Here is a 15,998-nt window from a genome sequence, read left to right on the forward strand (position 1 = left end):
ATAGATTTGTTATTAGGTTGTCTTTCAAAAGTAGATTATATAATTAGATAGCTTTTGGTATCCTATTAAGAATTAAATGTTTTCTTCAAAAATCTTTTGATTTTTATAAAGAAAAAATCTTTTTTAAAAGACTTTAATTCAGCCTCAGACGTTGTAGTATTTATACTTTTAATTTGTTCTTCAAGCTTTATTTTTAGTACTTTAAATAAGTGGTCTGTGTGCTCATCACATTCTAAAGTATTTAGTTTTTTTAAATTACTAATGATTTTATTCGTAAATTCTTTAGAATATTCAATATCTCTTTCAAAAACCATTTGTTCAATATCATTTAAGAATCTAGTTTGGTATTCGTTATAATGTTGTTTTAAATAGGCCGATGTGTCAGAATTATTAGACGAAAATTCTTCTTCTATAAAATTGCTAACGGATTTCTTAACTGAATTCAAAATTGAAAAGTCTTTGCGTTCTTTTTTAGGATGTACAGTTTTTGAACGTTGTACGGTGTTAGCTTTTTTATTTGATTCTTTTTTCTTTTTTTCTATAATTTCAACTATGTTGACACTAAAGTTTTTAGGATCAAATTTTACCCCAGGGTAGTGCACTTTTACAAAATCTGTGATTACATCATATCTTTTAGCTCCAACAAAACTAAGTGCAATTCTATTGTCCATCTCAACTGTTTTATTAATAATTACTGGGCCATTTAATTGCCCAAAACCTTTTACTGTAACTTTATACATATTATTTATTATTGACGATAAATTTTAAAATATAAAACAGTATACTACCAAATGGCAAGATATTAACGATAGGCTCTAATTCAATTAAGGCTTGTTTGGCATCAATAGAATTATAAATATTCTTGAAGAAAATTTCTGTTTTATTATCAGCATCAGATAGTTTATATAAATTAGATTCGTCTTCTAAAATAATTAATGATGCTTTTAATGCGGAGGATTTTGGAACAATTTCGCTGTGTTTAGTTAAATAATATAAAGAGTCAGAGTAGTCAATAGCGGTTATTTTATCCATTATAGGTTCTTGAATATTCAAGTTGTTTTTAATTGCGTCAGATCCCTTTTGTATTGATTCACTAGCAACGGATTTTATTTTTTTAAAAAAAGACATAAGTTAAATAGTATTAGATTATTAATTTTTTTGGGGTGTTTAGTGTAATTGAAAGTATTCTTTAGGTGAGAATACAATTATATTTTTTTGAGTTTATAAATTGCAAGCTAATTTAACTACAATTTTGTTAAATTATAAAGTTTTAAAAATAAGGGATAGTTTATTAATTTAAAACATAGTGTTTTCTATTGGCCTATTTTATACATTTTCGCCAGCAACTCTACTCGGTCTCTTACTTGTTCTCTAAGCATAGCGGGTTCAATCACTTCACAAATAGGACCATGACGCATGATTTCTAATAAAAAATCATGGGTAGGATGTATAAAAAGTTCTAAGGTAAAGTAGTTTTTATCTTCTGAAATAATGCGTTGTGAATGATGAAAAGGCAGCGATTTTACATATTCTTTTTGTTGCATATCAAAGCGCAATACGATCTTTTCAGCTTCTTCATACCGCTCAATGCCAAAGGCGTGTTGATAAGCCTTTTCAATATTAATTTGAGGACTTGATTCCTTTTGCGTTGTGATAACCAAATTAGCCACGCGCTCTAAACCAAAGTTTCTAAAATCCTTTACATCCAAATCATAGGCAATTAGATAAAAACGGTTTTGTGTTTCTTTGATTGCTTTGGGGATGCAACGTCTAGCACTTGGTTCTTTGGAAAAACTAAGATGATCAAAGGTAATTACCAGGTTATTGTCAATGGCGTAAATAATTCCATTAAAGTGTTCACTTCCAGAAGATTTTCGTTTTTCTAGAAAAATGTTTTTTCCAACTTTTCTACTTTGTTTTAAGGCAGAAATTAGATCGAAAGATTCTAGCGTACGTTGAATGGTTTCATCTGCTGCGTATTCTTCACTTTCAATTTCATAAACCTGTTTACTTCGATTAAAACTAATCTCAATGCCCCAAATGGAATCAATTTCTTTCAACTCTCTTTGCAGGGTTCTTTTACTTATATCCAATTGATAACCAATCTGATCCTGATTGTTAATTAAGTAATTTAGAATATCATCATAGGTACTAGGTCTTTTTCGAAGTAATTCAATAATAAGTAAGTGTCGTTTAATAAAATCTCGTTTAGCCATTAGTAAAGTGTTAGTTAGGTACAATATCAGGTTAATACTACAATTTACCCATTAAATTGTTTGAATATATTCTTTTTCTGAGTGAAGTTTATTTTTATGCGTATCTAAATTCAAATAAACTCCACTGAACTCAAGTGTTATAGGGGTATGAATCAATAACTCATGTCTTAGAGGTGTTCTATTCCTTGTTTTTTTAGATTCTTAGACAAATATATATTTGATAAGCGACAATATGTGTCGTCTAAGTTTGTTTTTAGCAAGACATAGTTTGTCTGAGTCATTGGCTAGTTTTGGATCCGAACAATTTAAATAAGTCGTATGAAATTAGGCATTATTGAAAGTCGAAGTTTTGAAGATTATGAATTTGCTGTTGCGCAGCTTCACGAGTTAATTCAACAAGAAAAGTCAACACTAATAGTAAAGGGCAAAGGCCTCTTTTTCTGTCTTTACTCAAAAAAAGAGTGGCCTTGCCCTTTATTTATAGAAATAGTGAAAGTCCAATACTATTTTCGATCTAAATTTTAAAAGCATGGCTAGATATGTAGCAACGGTGATCCGAACTTTTACCAAGGAACAAGTATACTTAGAAAAGGGGATGCGTGTAGAATTTGTATCCTTTTCTCCACCTTGGATGGACAATGGAAAAGTGGTACAACAAGCCTTTATGAGGGTCTATGGTATTGATTTCTCAAAGGGAGGGGGATGTAGTCCTGCTTTTATAGAAGTAATTGAATTAAAATAATTTTTTTGACTTGTGCATTTTGACAGACAACCCTTCTATGTTTGCCCTGTCACTGTAATACAATGAAAGATGAAAGAACTACTAAGAATATACCATGTATTAGCTCTATTTGAGCGAAAAGAAGCCTGTACGCTAGATGAAATAAGAAAAGCGATAAGTCTAGATGAACCAGAACTAGTTAGCTATGAAACGTGGAATCGCTTGAGGAATAAAATGTTGAATCATTATGGTTTTGTGGTAACCTATGATAAAGAAAGTAACACCTCAAGGATCTCTTTTGATGCGAAAGTTGACAAAGATAAGTTGATGGGATTGATTCATCATTTTAAAACAATGGGACTTTTACAAGGGTATATTGATCATGATAAAGAGATGATCGAGCGCGTTGAATTTGAACAGGGGATGAGCTCTGGTAGTGAAGCTCATTTTAACGCCTTACAACACGCTATGATGCAAAACCACTCTATGTTAATTAGCCACCAAGGATATACTAAATCCGCACCTGTCGATTATGAAGTGAATCCACTCTACTTCAAACAATACCAGAACCGCTGGTATTTAATTGCTGAAATTACCAGTAAAGGCACCTTTAGAGCCTTTGGAATAGATCGAATCCAAAGAGTAAAACCCAAAGGGAAGGTGTTTAAAAATAGAATCAAAGAGGCGAAAAAACAGTTTAGTCAAGTTGTTGGTCTTGATTTAAAAGGCAATGGTCTTCAGGATGTAATTATCGCCTTTGACCCGAGTCAGAAGCCTTATGTGGAAAGTATAAAACTGCATCAAAGTCAAACCATTATATCAGATACACCTGAAAAATATATCATAAAAATTAGGGTGAGTCCCAATTATGAATTACAGCAACAAATCCAAAAGTTTGGAGGGTTAGCTGAGGTTTTAGAAGGGGATTGGATTTGTTTTTAAAGAATAATTCACCCAAACAAAGTGGAATACATAATAAAAGTTTAAAAGAAATGAATATACAATTAGATCCAAATCGCCCATATCGAAGAGAAGAAATTGATTTTGTCTTTAAGAGAGTAAAAGAAAAACTACACCAAGAGGCAAAGAAAAGAGGCGGCGGAGAACAAACACTTTTTGAAGATTGCTATACTGGATTGACTATTCGTGGAGGAGAACCCTATGATTATGAACATATTCGTTCAGCAGAGTCCATTTTTATGGAATATAGAGATCGTTTAAGCAATGAAGAAATTGCGGAAGTGGTTAACTGTGAGGAGAATGTGAAGGTAACCTTACGTATTATAAATCAATCAAAAGGAAAATACTCTTTTGAAATATGGTGTACGAGTGACCGAATTTCTCAGTATAATATCGATTTGAATCATGCCAATACTGCTGTAAAACTTGCTGATATTGGGATTTTAAGGGCGGCAAAAAGATTTATGTAAGACTCCAATTATTAATACAATGATTCACTTTAGTATGATGAGTAGGAGTGTTAGAAAGATACATAAGAATGTCAGAAAGAAGAAGTAAACAAATTAAAATATAAATAAAAAATATGGTAGTAATTCCGATGATTTTACCCCTGTTAGCTTGGGGGGTTGTTGCTGTTTTAGGAGGAGGTTTAATAGGTGGAGCGATTGGTTCACTATTTGATGATCCTCAAAAAAACAAACTAGGTATTTTGGGGATGCAAAAAGCTGGTAAAACGCGCTTTTTAAGTTTTTTACGGAATATTCCTTTTGAAGAAAAAGCTAGTGGTAGAGACTCTTACGTAGAGTTTAGGTACAAATTACAAAATAAAAAAGAGATTACAATATCAGCAGGTAGAGACATAGGTGGAGGAAATGCCTATCGGGTTGATTACAATAAGATTTTACAAAGCTCAAATGTTATATTATATTTCTTTGATATTAATCGTTATTTAAAAAATGAATTAGATCAAGATGGTATCCTTTATCAACGTTCTTGTAATAGTCGATTTGAACATATTTACTCGGAATTAAAAAAAAGTAATAAACCTATTATAATTGTTGCTACCCATAAAGACCATGTATTACTTTCAGAAAATGAGATAAAATTAAAATTTGACACACTAGTCCAAAATGCAAATAAATCATATAAAGAAATGCTTAAAAATATACACTATGTTAATTTAACTAGTGATGCAGAGATGAAGAATTTAATTGAGAAAATCTTTAATAGTTAATAAAATGAAAAGAGTTTTAATATCGCAAAATGAACGAAATAACGGAACGGATTATTTGATAGTAGATGGGAGTCTAATTCAAGATGAAGATAACGTTGCATATTATGGAAGAATTTTTTCTAATACAGACAAATGGAAAGAGTTTTTTAAAGATGATTTTATAGAGATACGAAAAGATAAAAATCAATTGTTAATCAAATCATTTTATGAAGATAAAGATATCGCAGGAAGGGTTATTTACTATATGTATTTAGTGGAAGACCAGGATAGTATAGAAACGATTTTAAACTATTTGGAACAAGATTCTAAAGTGATTGAAAGAAGCTTTGATCGTGAACGAGTACTAAAAATTATCGAGCGTATTAATACCAATGATAGATTAAAAAAAAGTATTATCAAGTATGTTGCAATTGCATTAGGGGCAGTGGCTTTGGTATATTTATTAACTAAAATAAAAAACTAAGAGATGACAAATAATAATTTACCAGAGGTTATTCTTTTTCAAGAGGACGAACAGGTACTAAACTATAGATATAAGTTACCTTATATGTTGGATAAAAAAATAGCGATTAAATCAATTGAGTATGATGTGGAAACTTTTTTAAGTAATGGTATAAAGCTTATTGGAGACCGTCCATCTACAGGAGCTATGTATTATTTACATCCTTATAAGAATAACGCATATATTCACGCGAATAATGTTGAAATGTATCTATTAGAGGAAAAGCTTACTCTTTATAGAAGAGTTGGAGCTTTGTTAGGTGCTACTTCCATAAGTACAAAAGTTGTTTCAACAGAAAGTGAAAAGTTAGAAATTGATGTTGAGGGAAAAGTACGTATACGACTTATAAATGCCAAAGCCAATGTGAATTATCAGAAAGACTCAAAATATAGTAGATTTGAAATTGTGTCTGAAAAGATTAAGCAAGAAGCTCACTTTGATCGAAATAAAAATATAGATGAGTTGCGTATGTTAATTGATAGATTTAATCTTCATCACGAAATAGGCATCACTTCACTTATAGAGGCAAGAGATTCTCGAGATTCAGGAGTCTTATTAAAAGAAAGGAAGATTAGTTCAGAAATTTCTTCTGAATATAACAGTTTACTAAAAATTTCTGCACAGTTGAGTGCTCCAGTTTTTAATGTAAGTTCAGAATTTAAAAGGAGTTTAGAAACTGTCAAAAGATTGAATGTGGAAATTGAATTTGTTTTTGATGAAAATAATTAATACGATTTAAGTTTTTATTTTAACTGTCCTTAGAATTTATTCACGGGACAGTTAAGATAAAATTAGTTAATACTCTTTATCCATATATTCTTCCAACCCCTGTTTCAACTTGTCCAAATAACAAGTCCTTGATTTAGCCCTTGTTTTCATCCGGTGAAAAGCAGGATAATAACAATGTTTGCGGTAAACCAAGAAGGAGTTGGAGTCGCATTCCTATCATCTGCGTTGAAGGAAATAAAACCCGCATAGGTTAAGTGTCCTAACGTTCACCTAAACGTTTTCAGTTGTTTCCAATACCGCTACTGTACCATACGAGTTACATCTTTTGTTTACATTATGCTGTGATTAAAGGCGGGATAAAAGTACAGCATTTTGTTTTTCTTTTTTAGTGTATGTGTTTGATATCTACTGTTTTATTTCTTTTGTATGCGTCTTTTTAAGGAGTTTTGTAGGCTTCCCTATTGAAGAATTTAAATTCTTCAATAGGGAAGCCTACAGTAGTATTTTTGGAAATGCACTACGTCTCAATATGAAGATTATAGAAGTAACCTATTTGAGTACAGCTATTAAACAAATTCGATTTAAAGGAGATATTTCCAAATGGAATTTTCAAGCAGGCTATGCGAATGTTATTCGAATCAACGATACCGAATTTAGCAATTACACCGTAGCGGCTTACAATTTAGAAGAGAGCACATTTGATATTATTTTGGGGTAAGATTACGATAGGAATACTAAGATTGAGGGTAATCAAAAGAGAGAAGTGTCTTCCCTTTATTACCGTCAGATTTTAATTTAGATAGTGCTTCTGGGGCTTCGGTCATCGAGAAAATTTTACCTTCCTTTTTTAGGAATAGTTCTTATACTACCACGTTGATAACTAGGTTATACCCAACCTTCTCGAATGGATTTTACGATTAATTCTTGTAGATTCACACATCCTGATTTTTGTAAAATATTCTTGCGGTGATTGCGGATAGTAAAGATACTACGTCCTAAAATTGTAGCTATCTCCTCACTTTTTTTCCCTTGTACTATATAGTGTAATATTTCCTGTTCTTTAGCTGTAAATAGTTTCTTAATGATGTTAAATACCTCGGTTAGGTGAACATTGTAATAAGAGGGAGCTCCTTGCATGCCAATAAAGGATAATTTGGGTATTCCTGTGATATTTAAATGGGTCAGATCCGTGAAAATCCCTAGTGTTCTTGCACCGCCTTCAGGGAAATAAAAAAGCGGGACAATTTGTTGTTGAATTCTTTTATAGTTTCCTTCTTTCGTCCTAAAGCGATAATCGTAAGCAAATTTATATTTGAAGAACAGTTCTTGATCTAATCCCATGAAAAAACGCACAGCACTTTGTTCGTAATGATAAAAATAGGGTAAATCTTCAGGATGAATATTATCTATAATTTCTTGTAGAAAAAACGCATCTGCATCATACCCCAACACTTTTTTGATACTTGGACTCACGTACTCTACCTCAGCTTTTAAAGTATTGAAAATCAAGTAAAAATAATCTCCAAAGTGAAATACATCCATATAGCGATTAATGAGCTCTTGTTGTGAAAGATCAATGGGTTCGGTTACGCCTTTGGGAATATCGTCCCAAATATCGCGTATTTTATCAATTTTGTTCATCGTTAGTTTAGTAGGTGTTAGGTTTTTATAGCTAGGTGTAGCTATTTTATATCAAAAATATAAAAAATACCTTTGTTAGGTTAATTTTAACATAAAGAATTATGAACATAGGAGCAACAAAAATTGGAGATTTTTTTGGTAAAGGTTTCTTACTAGACACCCAAAGTCTAAAAGCACAAATGTATTACGGTAATGCTAGTGCCATAGAAAAATATGAGACAGAAGTTTTGGATAAAGTGAATCAATTACTTAGTTCGAATGAATTTAAAGTAAAGTTGTGCAAAGATCATCATGTGCTTTTCACTGATTCAATAAGAATGACTTCCTCTCTTGATAATCCATTAGGTAAATATTCACCTGAAGATAAAACTACTAATTATAAACCTACAATTTAACTAACTAGCTCATGAAACCGTATTACATCTTATTTACACTGTTTTGTGGTTCTGTTTTATACGCGCAGGATATTCCACAAACACAACCTGAAACCGATAGCATTGCTAAGCCCGTAAAAGGGAATCTGATAAAATTAAACCCTATTCCATTAGCGTGGGGAACAGGTTCAATAACCTATGAACGAAAAGTAGGAGGCAGATTGGTTGCAGGTACAACCGTAAATTACCGTCCGACAAGTGGAGCGCCGTTTAAAAGCACCCTACAAAAAATATTTGAAAGTGATGACAGTGATGGAGATGCCACTTTTGAAATTGATAAACTAAAGTATTCAAATTTTTCATTTGCGCCGGAAATCAAATTGTATTTGGGCAAAAAAGGAGCTTTTCAAGGATTCTATATCGCTGCTTTTGCTAAGATTGAAACCACTAAAATAAACTATGATTACCAATTTGATGAATTGATAATGTTAGGGGAAGATCCTAATCTTCCGTTGACAGGTAAGATCAAGGCTTTTTCGGGCGGACTTTACTTTGGAGTTCAATGGTATTTGGGCAAAAACATTTATCTGGACTGGCAGATTATAGGCGGAAATTATGGTTCGGCAAATATTGATATCGTTGCCAACAAAAACTTATCGGTAGAAGAACAGGAAGCGTTACAGGAATTTGCAGAAGATTTAAAAGACAGTTTTGACAAAATTGATTATGAAGTCAATGATAAGGGGATTAAGCTCAAAGGGAAAATGCCTTGGGCGGGTTTGCGTACAGGATTAAGCATAGCCTATAGGTTTTAATGATACAGCGTAGAACTGCTAAAAGACAATATTGACGACAAAACTAAAAATTTAATAAAGTAAACACGATTAATAGGTAATGAAAACATTTAAACATTTAAAGAACAAGGGATTAATCTTTTTTTTAGGATTGATCATGACGGCTTGTAGTAGCAGTGATAACAACACAGGGGATTGTATTACACAAGATGATATTAACAGATTTCAAAGTAAAACAGAGGCTTTTTCTGCTAATCCCACAAAAGCAAATTGTGAGTCCGTAAAAGCTGCAGTATTTGATTATTTAAATAAACTAAAAAACTGTTCTGAAGCAACAGAGGCTACAATAACATGGATAGAGCAATGGCGAGATATAGATTGTAGTGGTTTTAATTCGGATGGTGGAAATAACACTGGAGGAGGAGGAACAGGGAACAAAGAAAAACGAGACGTAACATTTTGGACGAGTGAACCCAAAATGGTTGGTGTAAGTGTTTATGTAAAAGGTTCGTTTGCAGGTACGTTTACCAAGTATATAACAGGAGTAGAGACTATCAAAGGTGACAAGGATCCGAATGCAATATATATACCTTTTTTTTGTGGCTCTATGTGTGTACCCTGCTATTTACCTGGTATGGTTACGATACACGCATTAGAGGTAGGCACACATACTTATTCTACTTCGGATGGAAGAAGCGGCACTTTTACTGTATTTCCCAAAAATCCACCTTATGATACGGCAGCTTGCAATACACATCCAATCACAAATTATGTCTGGTAGATTAGATCTATTAAATCCAATATAACTAAAACAAACGGCGAAGCCGAAAACCGCATAGAGTAGGCAAAGTTAAAATTATCTTAGTATGAAAACATTTAGATTATTGAAAAACAAGGGATTAGTTCTTTTTTTAGGACTTATAATTACGGCTTGTAGCGGTAGTGATGATAACAATAACGGCGGAGAAAATTCTGATCACTTTAAGCATGTACCCAAAGGAGAAATTGTATCTGTTGAAAGACGTTTTGTAACCTTAACTGGATACGAGGAAAACACTGCGACCTTAAACGCAGTAACAACACTTAATACGAATGTACAAAAGTGGTGGAAGTATGTGGATGGAGAAATAAGATATCGTTGTGACGGAAAAGATGAATTTGAGGATGCTGGTGAATCGGGTGATTATTTTGCATTTTCACCGGATGGGAAACTATATTACAAATATGGAAAAAACGGAACTCCTGAAGTCGATAGTAATTGGAGATGGACGGATAGTTCAAAATCAAAAATTATAGTTAGTACCGAGGGAGAAGAAAGTATGGTGTATGAATTTACTGCGCTCAATCCCAATCTTGTTGTTTACGCAACCTATCTATCCGAAGGTAATTGTAGTTTATTGGGTTGGGCACGCTTTGGAAACGATTAGTATAAAAAATTGGTATTGGAACCAATCAATAGACAGAAGAGTAAATCAAATTAAAATTGAATTCACTATGAGTAAAATACTTAAAATAGCAGGAAAAGTGGGGGTAATTCTCTTACTTGGGGTAGCAATTATCGCATGCAGCAACAGCGATGATAATGGAGGAAGTGGGGACGCTAAATATTTAGAAAACGTGCCTAAAGGAGAAATTGTACCAACAGAACAACGCTTTGCGACCTTAACTGGTTATGACGAAAATGCTTCTACAAAATTGACTGCTACAACTGCAGTAAACCCAAATGTACAAAAATGGTGGTCTAAGATAAAAGTTGGAGCAGTATATGGAACGGAAAAAACGGAAAATAAAGCAGATTTTTTGTACTGGGCATTTTATCCCAATGGAAAAATATACTTTAAATATGTACTTGAAGACACCCCCATAGAATATGCTAATTGGAGATGGACAGATAGTTCTAAATCAACAGTTACACTTAGCTTTTCTACCCATGATAAAGAATTACAATACAAATTCACAGAACTTAACAACGCTGGATTCACCTATGCTCATTTAATTTCTGAAGATGGATTTACTTCAGTTTTATGGGAACAATACAAATCGGGCAAGTAAGATTTAAGTAAAACAAATACAAACGACGTGACAAAAAAATAAATAGAGCCGATAGAATTAAATTTATAATAGAATGAAAATACCTAAACTAGTAAAGAGCATTGGATTAATTCTTTTCTTGGGATTAACAATAACAGCTTGTAGCAGTAGTGATAATCATAAAGAAGCTGAATCTGATCAAGGAGGTTTTTTCAACCCTAAAGGAGATTGGAAATTAACCTTGGAATACGAGAACAATACGAGAGTCTATACTTTTAGCACAAATGAAGAGGGCATTTCTCATGATGCTTATGGTCCATTTACCAAAACGGTATTATCACATAGGAATAAAGCACTAAACATGAAAACTGAATGGAAATGGAATGATGACGGAGATAATACTATTGATATTGATCTTAGGTCCAAATTTAGCATTCTATATTTTGATGCTCCTAATCCAGAAGCGAATAGGTTTATGACTAAAGTTCATTATAATTATGAGCAGGGTAGCAATTCAACTTGCTATGTTACTTTAGAAAGAATGTCAAAATCAGATGACCCTAATGCTAAAAAATCCATTGAAGGAATTTGGGAGCACAGTAATTCAAAATATCAAGTAAAGATAGAAGGAAGCAAGGCAATTATATATAATTTGGATCGTGCGCCTGTTTATTTTCCTAAAAAATTAGTAGGGGATACCTTTTATGATAGAATTACAAAAACAGGAGATAGAACATGGAGTGCAGATTCTTATCAATGGAAATTTACTGATGATGATTACGAAAATGGAAGATGGGTAAACGAAGGAAATGTAACATTGGAATTAAGCACAGATGGAAATCAGTTTTATCAAGGAACAAGAACTTTTAATCGAATTAAATAAAAATCTATAAATTTTTAAGTATGAAAAAATTAGTTTTAGTAAGTGCTACTTTATTTGCTTCTATTTTAGGAGCAAAAGCACAGGAAATTAAATGGGGAGCAAAAGCAGGAATTGATTTTGCAACTGTAAAAGTTAAAATGAATGGAGGCTTTTGGGGAGAAACAGTCGAAGCTTCTGAATCTCAAACTGGTTTTTTTGTGGGTGGTTTTGCCGAAATTAGCTTTTCTGAGAAATGGGCTGTCCAGCCAGAAGCACTTTACGTATCTATAAAAGATGCCAGTATGCTTAGCGTACCTGTTTTAGCTAAATACAAGGTAGCTGAAAAGTTTAACTTGTTAGCTGGACCCAGTTTAAATTACAATTTAGACTGGGATGACGAAAAGTTTAAGGTAAATATTGACTTTGGTGCAGCGTATAATATCAATGAGAATATTGGAGTAAGTGCTAAATACTCCATGGGATTTGGAGATATACAGCTAAATGGTGTGTTTATGGCGGTTGAGTATAAATTTTAAGTATTTTATTGTGCTACATTGAAATTAAATTTGTAGAGATAACAGCATAGAAACTGTACAACTACTAGTAAAGGTAGCACTAGTACAGTTAAGGTACTTAAAAAATAAGGATGATCTTTTCTTTTACTGCTTGTTGAAAAGTAAAAACGATATAATGGAGTAAAACTAATCTCCTCCAAAGTTTAGTAGGCAAAGCAGAGAAGAAGTTTGATACCTCTCTTGCTATAAAAAGAAGAGTAGGCAACAGGTTTTGAATTTAAACCAAAATAATCATTAGTAAATAAAGGAATAGAAGTTATCTAAATAGGATAATTTCTATTCTTATTTTAGATAAAGTTGTTTACGCAATCCAATTACACTCAACCCTTTCGGATGGATTTTACGATTAATTCCTGTAAATTTACACATCCTGATTTTTGTAAAATATTCTTGCGGTGATTGCGGATAGTAAAGATACTACGATTTAGAATGGTAGCTATTTCTTCGCTTTTTTTGCCCTGTACCATATGGTGTAATATTTCCTGTTCTTTAGGGTGAAGAGTTTGTTGGCAAGCGTAAAGGCTTCCGTCAAGTGAACATTATAATAGGAAGGAGCATCTTGCATGCCGATAAAGGATAATTTGGGAATTCCCGTAATATTTAAATGGGTTAGATCAGTGAAAATTATCCGATCGCGCGGATTTGTAATCCGTGCGCTAAATTGTAAAAGAAAGGTTGTTGTAAAGACATAATTACTATTTCAGTTTGGTATGTAATTATTCAGATTTAAATAATAATCTTGAGGCTGTGTTTAAAGGATAGATATAGATACAGATTGCACTTATAGTTTTAGCTAAATTGAACGAAGTTAAACCTGATTGTGTGGATTTGTAGCCTGTATGTATAAATAAAGGCACGGATTGCTAATCCGCGCCATCGAGGGTTAGTTAATACCAACAAGAGTTTTAGGCCTTTTTACCAATCTTACCCTTTACAATCCCTTTACGATCTACCTATAATCTCACACTTTACCCATCCGTCAATCAACATTTGTTGTATCCACTAGTCATTCCGCAACGTGCTGTCAGCGCCAGATGCCTCCTTCGCTTCTCAGGATGACCTAAGGGGAAAATTTTCTTATTTTCAGGACAGGTAAATGGGATTGTTAGTAGCCGTTTTGATTTTATTGTTCATAGTTGAAAAGTTTGCAAAGTGTTGGGAAAGTTTCGGATAGTTTGTTTTCGTCAATTTTTCATTTGTCGGTTGTGGGTTTTGGCTTTGGTTTAGATGGAAAACAGCCAAACGGGTTGATGCAACTGGATTAGTTACACAAACACAAGATCAAGGAGGGGGAATTAAGAATAGCTATTATGCCAATGGCTCTTTAAAAGAAGCAGATTACGAAGGGATACACCTTTTGATAACCTAATCAGAGAAGCACTCTTTGATATTGTTGATCAAAGGTATAATCAAGCTTCTATTATCCTGTCTTCACAAATACCTGTATCGGCTTGGTACGCTTTAATCGGAGAAAATACGATTGCTGACGCTGTTCTTGATCGTATCGTGAACTCTTCCCATTGAATAGACCTTAATGGGAAATCAATGAGGAAGACAAACTTTTAGCGTTTGAAATAACTTTTTTCGCATTATTGTAGTACTTTTAAAGTGGCACCATTTGACCAAAATAGGTGGCACGGTCTGACCGAAATACCCAAGGTATCCGAAAAAAGATGTTTGATGATCTAGATGTATTACTTACTTTATCTGAAAAGGCTGAAAAATACAGTGATAGTGCTCGCAAATTTGCTGCTTAAAAGAAACAAAACCCCTGCTTTTTCTAGTAACCATCATTTATATTTTTTACATTTAACAACTAATCAAAAGAATAGGTTCAGTTGTTCTTGTATAAGGAGATAGGATGCTTATAAAGACAACATGCAACAGAATTAAAAACACAAGAATATGAGTTATGACTTAATGGTTTTTAAAAAAGAAGCCGCACCCAAGCAAAGAGCTGACTTTATGGAATGGTATGACCATCAAACGGAATGGACGGAAGATCACAGTTACAATGACCCAAAAAATACTGCGCTCGAATTGAACAATTGGTATGTAGAAATGATTCAAACTTTTCCCAATATGAATGGAGCGGATAGAGAGGATCTAGACGATGATGATTTTGATGATGCTTATGAATCGGACTACTCCATTGGTAAAGATGTGATCTATGTGGCATTTGCGTGGTCGATTGCAGAAGAAGCCTACAATAAAATGTATGAATTAGCAGCAAAACACGGCGTTGGATTTTTTGATGTATCCAGTAATGAAGGAGCGATCATGTTTCCAGAAAATGGAAATTTAGTTCCGATAGATACCAAAGGATAAGGATCTACTACGGTAGTGCCCACATCATCAACGAATGCAATATAATGGATTATCTGTTGAGCAACTTGGGTTAGTGGATTCAAAGCGTTTTGAACTGTATGCTTTATGATTCTAATTAAGAAACGACCAGATAGTAGCAAAAATGGAAAACATAAAATGGCTCGTTTTACAATTGATCAACTTAGGAATGTTGTTGTTGCTATTGCTATTGAAATAGATAATGGAGTAAGACAAAATACAAAGTGTTGTAATTAATTATGAGTGAACTTAAAATTAAAGTTATTGGTGAACCAACCATATTTGGAAATTTAGAATATTTAGAATCACATCGATTCATTAATGGTTTACCTTTTCCTAATTCTTATAAAAAATTTGTACGAGAATACGGATATGGCTTACTCTTAGGTCAATTTCATATATACATACCAATGGATAGCTATGGTGATTCTTGGAATGTAAAAAGTAATAGTATAAAAGCAACATATTATACTGATTTAGAAACTAATGATATTTGGTTTGAATTAAAACCTGATGCTTCTATTGAAATAGCAAAGAATTTGGTTCCATTTGGTTCAAGTGATAATGGATACTATGTATTCTGGGACATAGAATCTTTTCTCGAAGGAGAATATGATATATATATAACTGATTTTCGCGGTACAGGATTTAGAAAAATTGGAAAAACATTAGAAGAAGTTATAAGGAAATTTGTAACAAATATTGATTTTTTACCATTTTTGACAGCGCGTTCACCAAACATTTTTCAATGCTATACTAGTTTAAAATAGCTTTTTAATTAAGGATTGTTTTTATTTAGAAAATTTCTTTTGCTCTAAAGCAACACAAATAGACGATGACACATTATCTCTGTGAGGGCAAGTAGGAACAAAACGCAATTCTTTACGAAATGAATGTACGACTGTGAAAATGGGGAAAATAGAAGGTACTTCCTTCGACTGGATTCTTTTTTGTTGCAATTTGCCCTACTTTTTTAAAAAATGTACGCAATTGGAACTATTAAAAATGAAAGA

General features: G+C 32.9%; 20 protein-coding genes and 3 pseudogenes. 17 read left to right on the forward strand and 6 right to left on the reverse strand.

Translation table 11 applies throughout. The annotated features are described in order from the left end of the window. Positions 1 to 65: 65 nt before the first annotated feature. From ACLJX0_RS01275 to ACLJX0_RS01285, 3 genes are all read right to left on the reverse strand, one after another. Positions 66 to 740 carry a hypothetical protein gene (locus tag ACLJX0_RS01275; protein ID WP_410877828.1) on the reverse strand — a complete coding sequence of 225 codons (675 nt, stop codon included), beginning with the start codon at positions 738 to 740 and terminating at the stop codon, positions 66 to 68. 1 nt (position 741) lies between these two features. Beyond that, a complete protein-coding gene (locus ACLJX0_RS01280) occupies positions 742 to 1,128 on the reverse strand; it encodes a hypothetical protein (protein WP_410877829.1) in 387 nt (128 codons plus the stop codon). Positions 1,129 to 1,313: 185 nt separating this feature from the next. Next, positions 1,314 to 2,216: a helix-turn-helix transcriptional regulator gene (locus ACLJX0_RS01285; RefSeq protein ID WP_410877830.1), complete on the reverse strand. Its 903-nt coding sequence runs from the start codon at positions 2,214 to 2,216 to the stop codon at positions 1,314 to 1,316. Between the two features lie 529 nt (positions 2,217 to 2,745). Here ACLJX0_RS01285 and ACLJX0_RS01290 point away from each other — a divergent pair. The 6 genes from ACLJX0_RS01290 to ACLJX0_RS01315 all read left to right on the forward strand — a co-directional run bounded on the left by ACLJX0_RS01290 (position 2,746) and on the right by ACLJX0_RS01315 (position 6,362). Further along, on the forward strand, positions 2,746 to 2,958 hold the full coding sequence (locus ACLJX0_RS01290) for a DUF6140 family protein (RefSeq protein ID WP_410877831.1): 213 nt from the start codon (positions 2,746 to 2,748) through the stop codon (positions 2,956 to 2,958). A gap of 69 nt (positions 2,959 to 3,027) precedes the next feature. Beyond that, positions 3,028 to 3,879: a helix-turn-helix transcriptional regulator gene (locus tag ACLJX0_RS01295; RefSeq protein WP_410877832.1), complete on the forward strand. Its 852-nt coding sequence runs from the start codon at positions 3,028 to 3,030 to the stop codon at positions 3,877 to 3,879. A 50-nt stretch (positions 3,880 to 3,929) separates the two neighbouring features. Then, positions 3,930 to 4,367, forward strand: a complete 438-nt coding sequence (locus ACLJX0_RS01300; RefSeq protein ID WP_410877833.1) for a hypothetical protein — start codon at positions 3,930 to 3,932, stop codon at positions 4,365 to 4,367. Between the two features lie 113 nt (positions 4,368 to 4,480). Then, positions 4,481 to 5,131, forward strand: coding sequence for a GTPase domain-containing protein (locus ACLJX0_RS01305; RefSeq protein ID WP_410877834.1), 651 nt, complete (start codon positions 4,481 to 4,483; stop codon positions 5,129 to 5,131). 4 nt (positions 5,132 to 5,135) lie between these two features. Further along, a complete protein-coding gene (locus ACLJX0_RS01310) occupies positions 5,136 to 5,594 on the forward strand; it encodes a hypothetical protein (protein WP_410877835.1) in 459 nt (152 codons plus the stop codon). A 3-nt stretch (positions 5,595 to 5,597) separates the two neighbouring features. Next, the gene (locus ACLJX0_RS01315; protein ID WP_410877836.1) at positions 5,598 to 6,362 is read left to right on the forward strand and encodes a hypothetical protein; all 765 of its coding nucleotides are present in this window, start codon (positions 5,598 to 5,600) and stop codon (positions 6,360 to 6,362) included. A 66-nt stretch (positions 6,363 to 6,428) separates the two neighbouring features. On the opposite strand, the pseudogene ACLJX0_RS01320 reads toward ACLJX0_RS01315, so the two are convergent. Continuing rightward, positions 6,429 to 6,524 (reverse strand): annotated as a pseudogene (locus ACLJX0_RS01320) (RteC domain-containing protein); the annotation flags it as partial. A gap of 367 nt (positions 6,525 to 6,891) precedes the next feature. Between ACLJX0_RS01320 and ACLJX0_RS01325 the strand changes: the two are divergent. Next, the gene (locus ACLJX0_RS01325) at positions 6,892 to 7,080 is read left to right on the forward strand and encodes a hypothetical protein (RefSeq protein ID WP_410877837.1); all 189 of its coding nucleotides are present in this window, start codon (positions 6,892 to 6,894) and stop codon (positions 7,078 to 7,080) included. A gap of 167 nt (positions 7,081 to 7,247) precedes the next feature. Here ACLJX0_RS01325 and ACLJX0_RS01330 read toward each other — a convergent pair whose 3' ends face one another. Further along, the gene (locus ACLJX0_RS01330; protein WP_410877838.1) at positions 7,248 to 8,003 is read right to left on the reverse strand and encodes a LuxR C-terminal-related transcriptional regulator; all 756 of its coding nucleotides are present in this window, start codon (positions 8,001 to 8,003) and stop codon (positions 7,248 to 7,250) included. A 101-nt stretch (positions 8,004 to 8,104) separates the two neighbouring features. On the opposite strand from ACLJX0_RS01330, the gene ACLJX0_RS01335 reads away from it, so the two are divergent. From ACLJX0_RS01335 to ACLJX0_RS01365, 7 genes are all read left to right on the forward strand, one after another. Then, the gene (locus tag ACLJX0_RS01335; protein ID WP_410877839.1) at positions 8,105 to 8,398 is read left to right on the forward strand and encodes a hypothetical protein; all 294 of its coding nucleotides are present in this window, start codon (positions 8,105 to 8,107) and stop codon (positions 8,396 to 8,398) included. Between the two features lie 11 nt (positions 8,399 to 8,409). Continuing rightward, entirely contained in the window at positions 8,410 to 9,192 is a 783-nt protein-coding gene (locus tag ACLJX0_RS01340) for a hypothetical protein (RefSeq protein WP_410877840.1), read from the forward strand. 79 nt (positions 9,193 to 9,271) lie between these two features. After that, positions 9,272 to 9,952, forward strand: a complete 681-nt coding sequence (locus ACLJX0_RS01345) for a hypothetical protein (RefSeq protein WP_410877841.1) — start codon at positions 9,272 to 9,274, stop codon at positions 9,950 to 9,952. Positions 9,953 to 10,037: 85 nt separating this feature from the next. Then, entirely contained in the window at positions 10,038 to 10,598 is a 561-nt protein-coding gene (locus tag ACLJX0_RS01350) for a hypothetical protein (protein WP_410877842.1), read from the forward strand. Positions 10,599 to 10,665: 67 nt separating this feature from the next. Beyond that, positions 10,666 to 11,223: a hypothetical protein gene (locus ACLJX0_RS01355; protein ID WP_410877843.1), complete on the forward strand. Its 558-nt coding sequence runs from the start codon at positions 10,666 to 10,668 to the stop codon at positions 11,221 to 11,223. Between the two features lie 73 nt (positions 11,224 to 11,296). Further along, on the forward strand, positions 11,297 to 12,085 hold the full coding sequence (locus ACLJX0_RS01360) for a hypothetical protein (RefSeq protein WP_410877844.1): 789 nt from the start codon (positions 11,297 to 11,299) through the stop codon (positions 12,083 to 12,085). A 20-nt stretch (positions 12,086 to 12,105) separates the two neighbouring features. Beyond that, positions 12,106 to 12,600, forward strand: coding sequence for a porin family protein (locus ACLJX0_RS01365; RefSeq protein ID WP_410877845.1), 495 nt, complete (start codon positions 12,106 to 12,108; stop codon positions 12,598 to 12,600). Between the two features lie 359 nt (positions 12,601 to 12,959). Here ACLJX0_RS01365 and ACLJX0_RS01370 read toward each other — a convergent pair. Next, positions 12,960 to 13,130 (reverse strand): annotated as a pseudogene (locus tag ACLJX0_RS01370) (response regulator transcription factor); the annotation flags it as partial. Positions 13,131 to 14,004: 874 nt separating this feature from the next. Between ACLJX0_RS01370 and ACLJX0_RS01375 the strand changes: the two are divergent. From ACLJX0_RS01375 to ACLJX0_RS01385, 3 genes and pseudogenes are all read left to right on the forward strand, one after another. Continuing rightward, a pseudogene (locus ACLJX0_RS01375) lies at positions 14,005 to 14,163 on the forward strand (ATP-binding protein); the annotation flags it as partial. A 381-nt stretch (positions 14,164 to 14,544) separates the two neighbouring features. Next, positions 14,545 to 14,967 carry a hypothetical protein gene (locus ACLJX0_RS01380; protein WP_410877846.1) on the forward strand — a complete coding sequence of 141 codons (423 nt, stop codon included), beginning with the start codon at positions 14,545 to 14,547 and terminating at the stop codon, positions 14,965 to 14,967. A 257-nt stretch (positions 14,968 to 15,224) separates the two neighbouring features. Then, complete coding sequence (locus ACLJX0_RS01385; protein ID WP_410877847.1) at positions 15,225 to 15,755, forward strand: SMI1/KNR4 family protein; 531 nt, start codon at positions 15,225 to 15,227, stop codon at positions 15,753 to 15,755. The last annotated feature ends 243 nt before the right edge of the window (positions 15,756 to 15,998 follow it).

Origin of the sequence: Myroides sp. DW712, assembly GCF_046557355.1 — a bacterium.
Lineage (GTDB): Bacteria > Bacteroidota > Bacteroidia > Flavobacteriales > Flavobacteriaceae > Flavobacterium.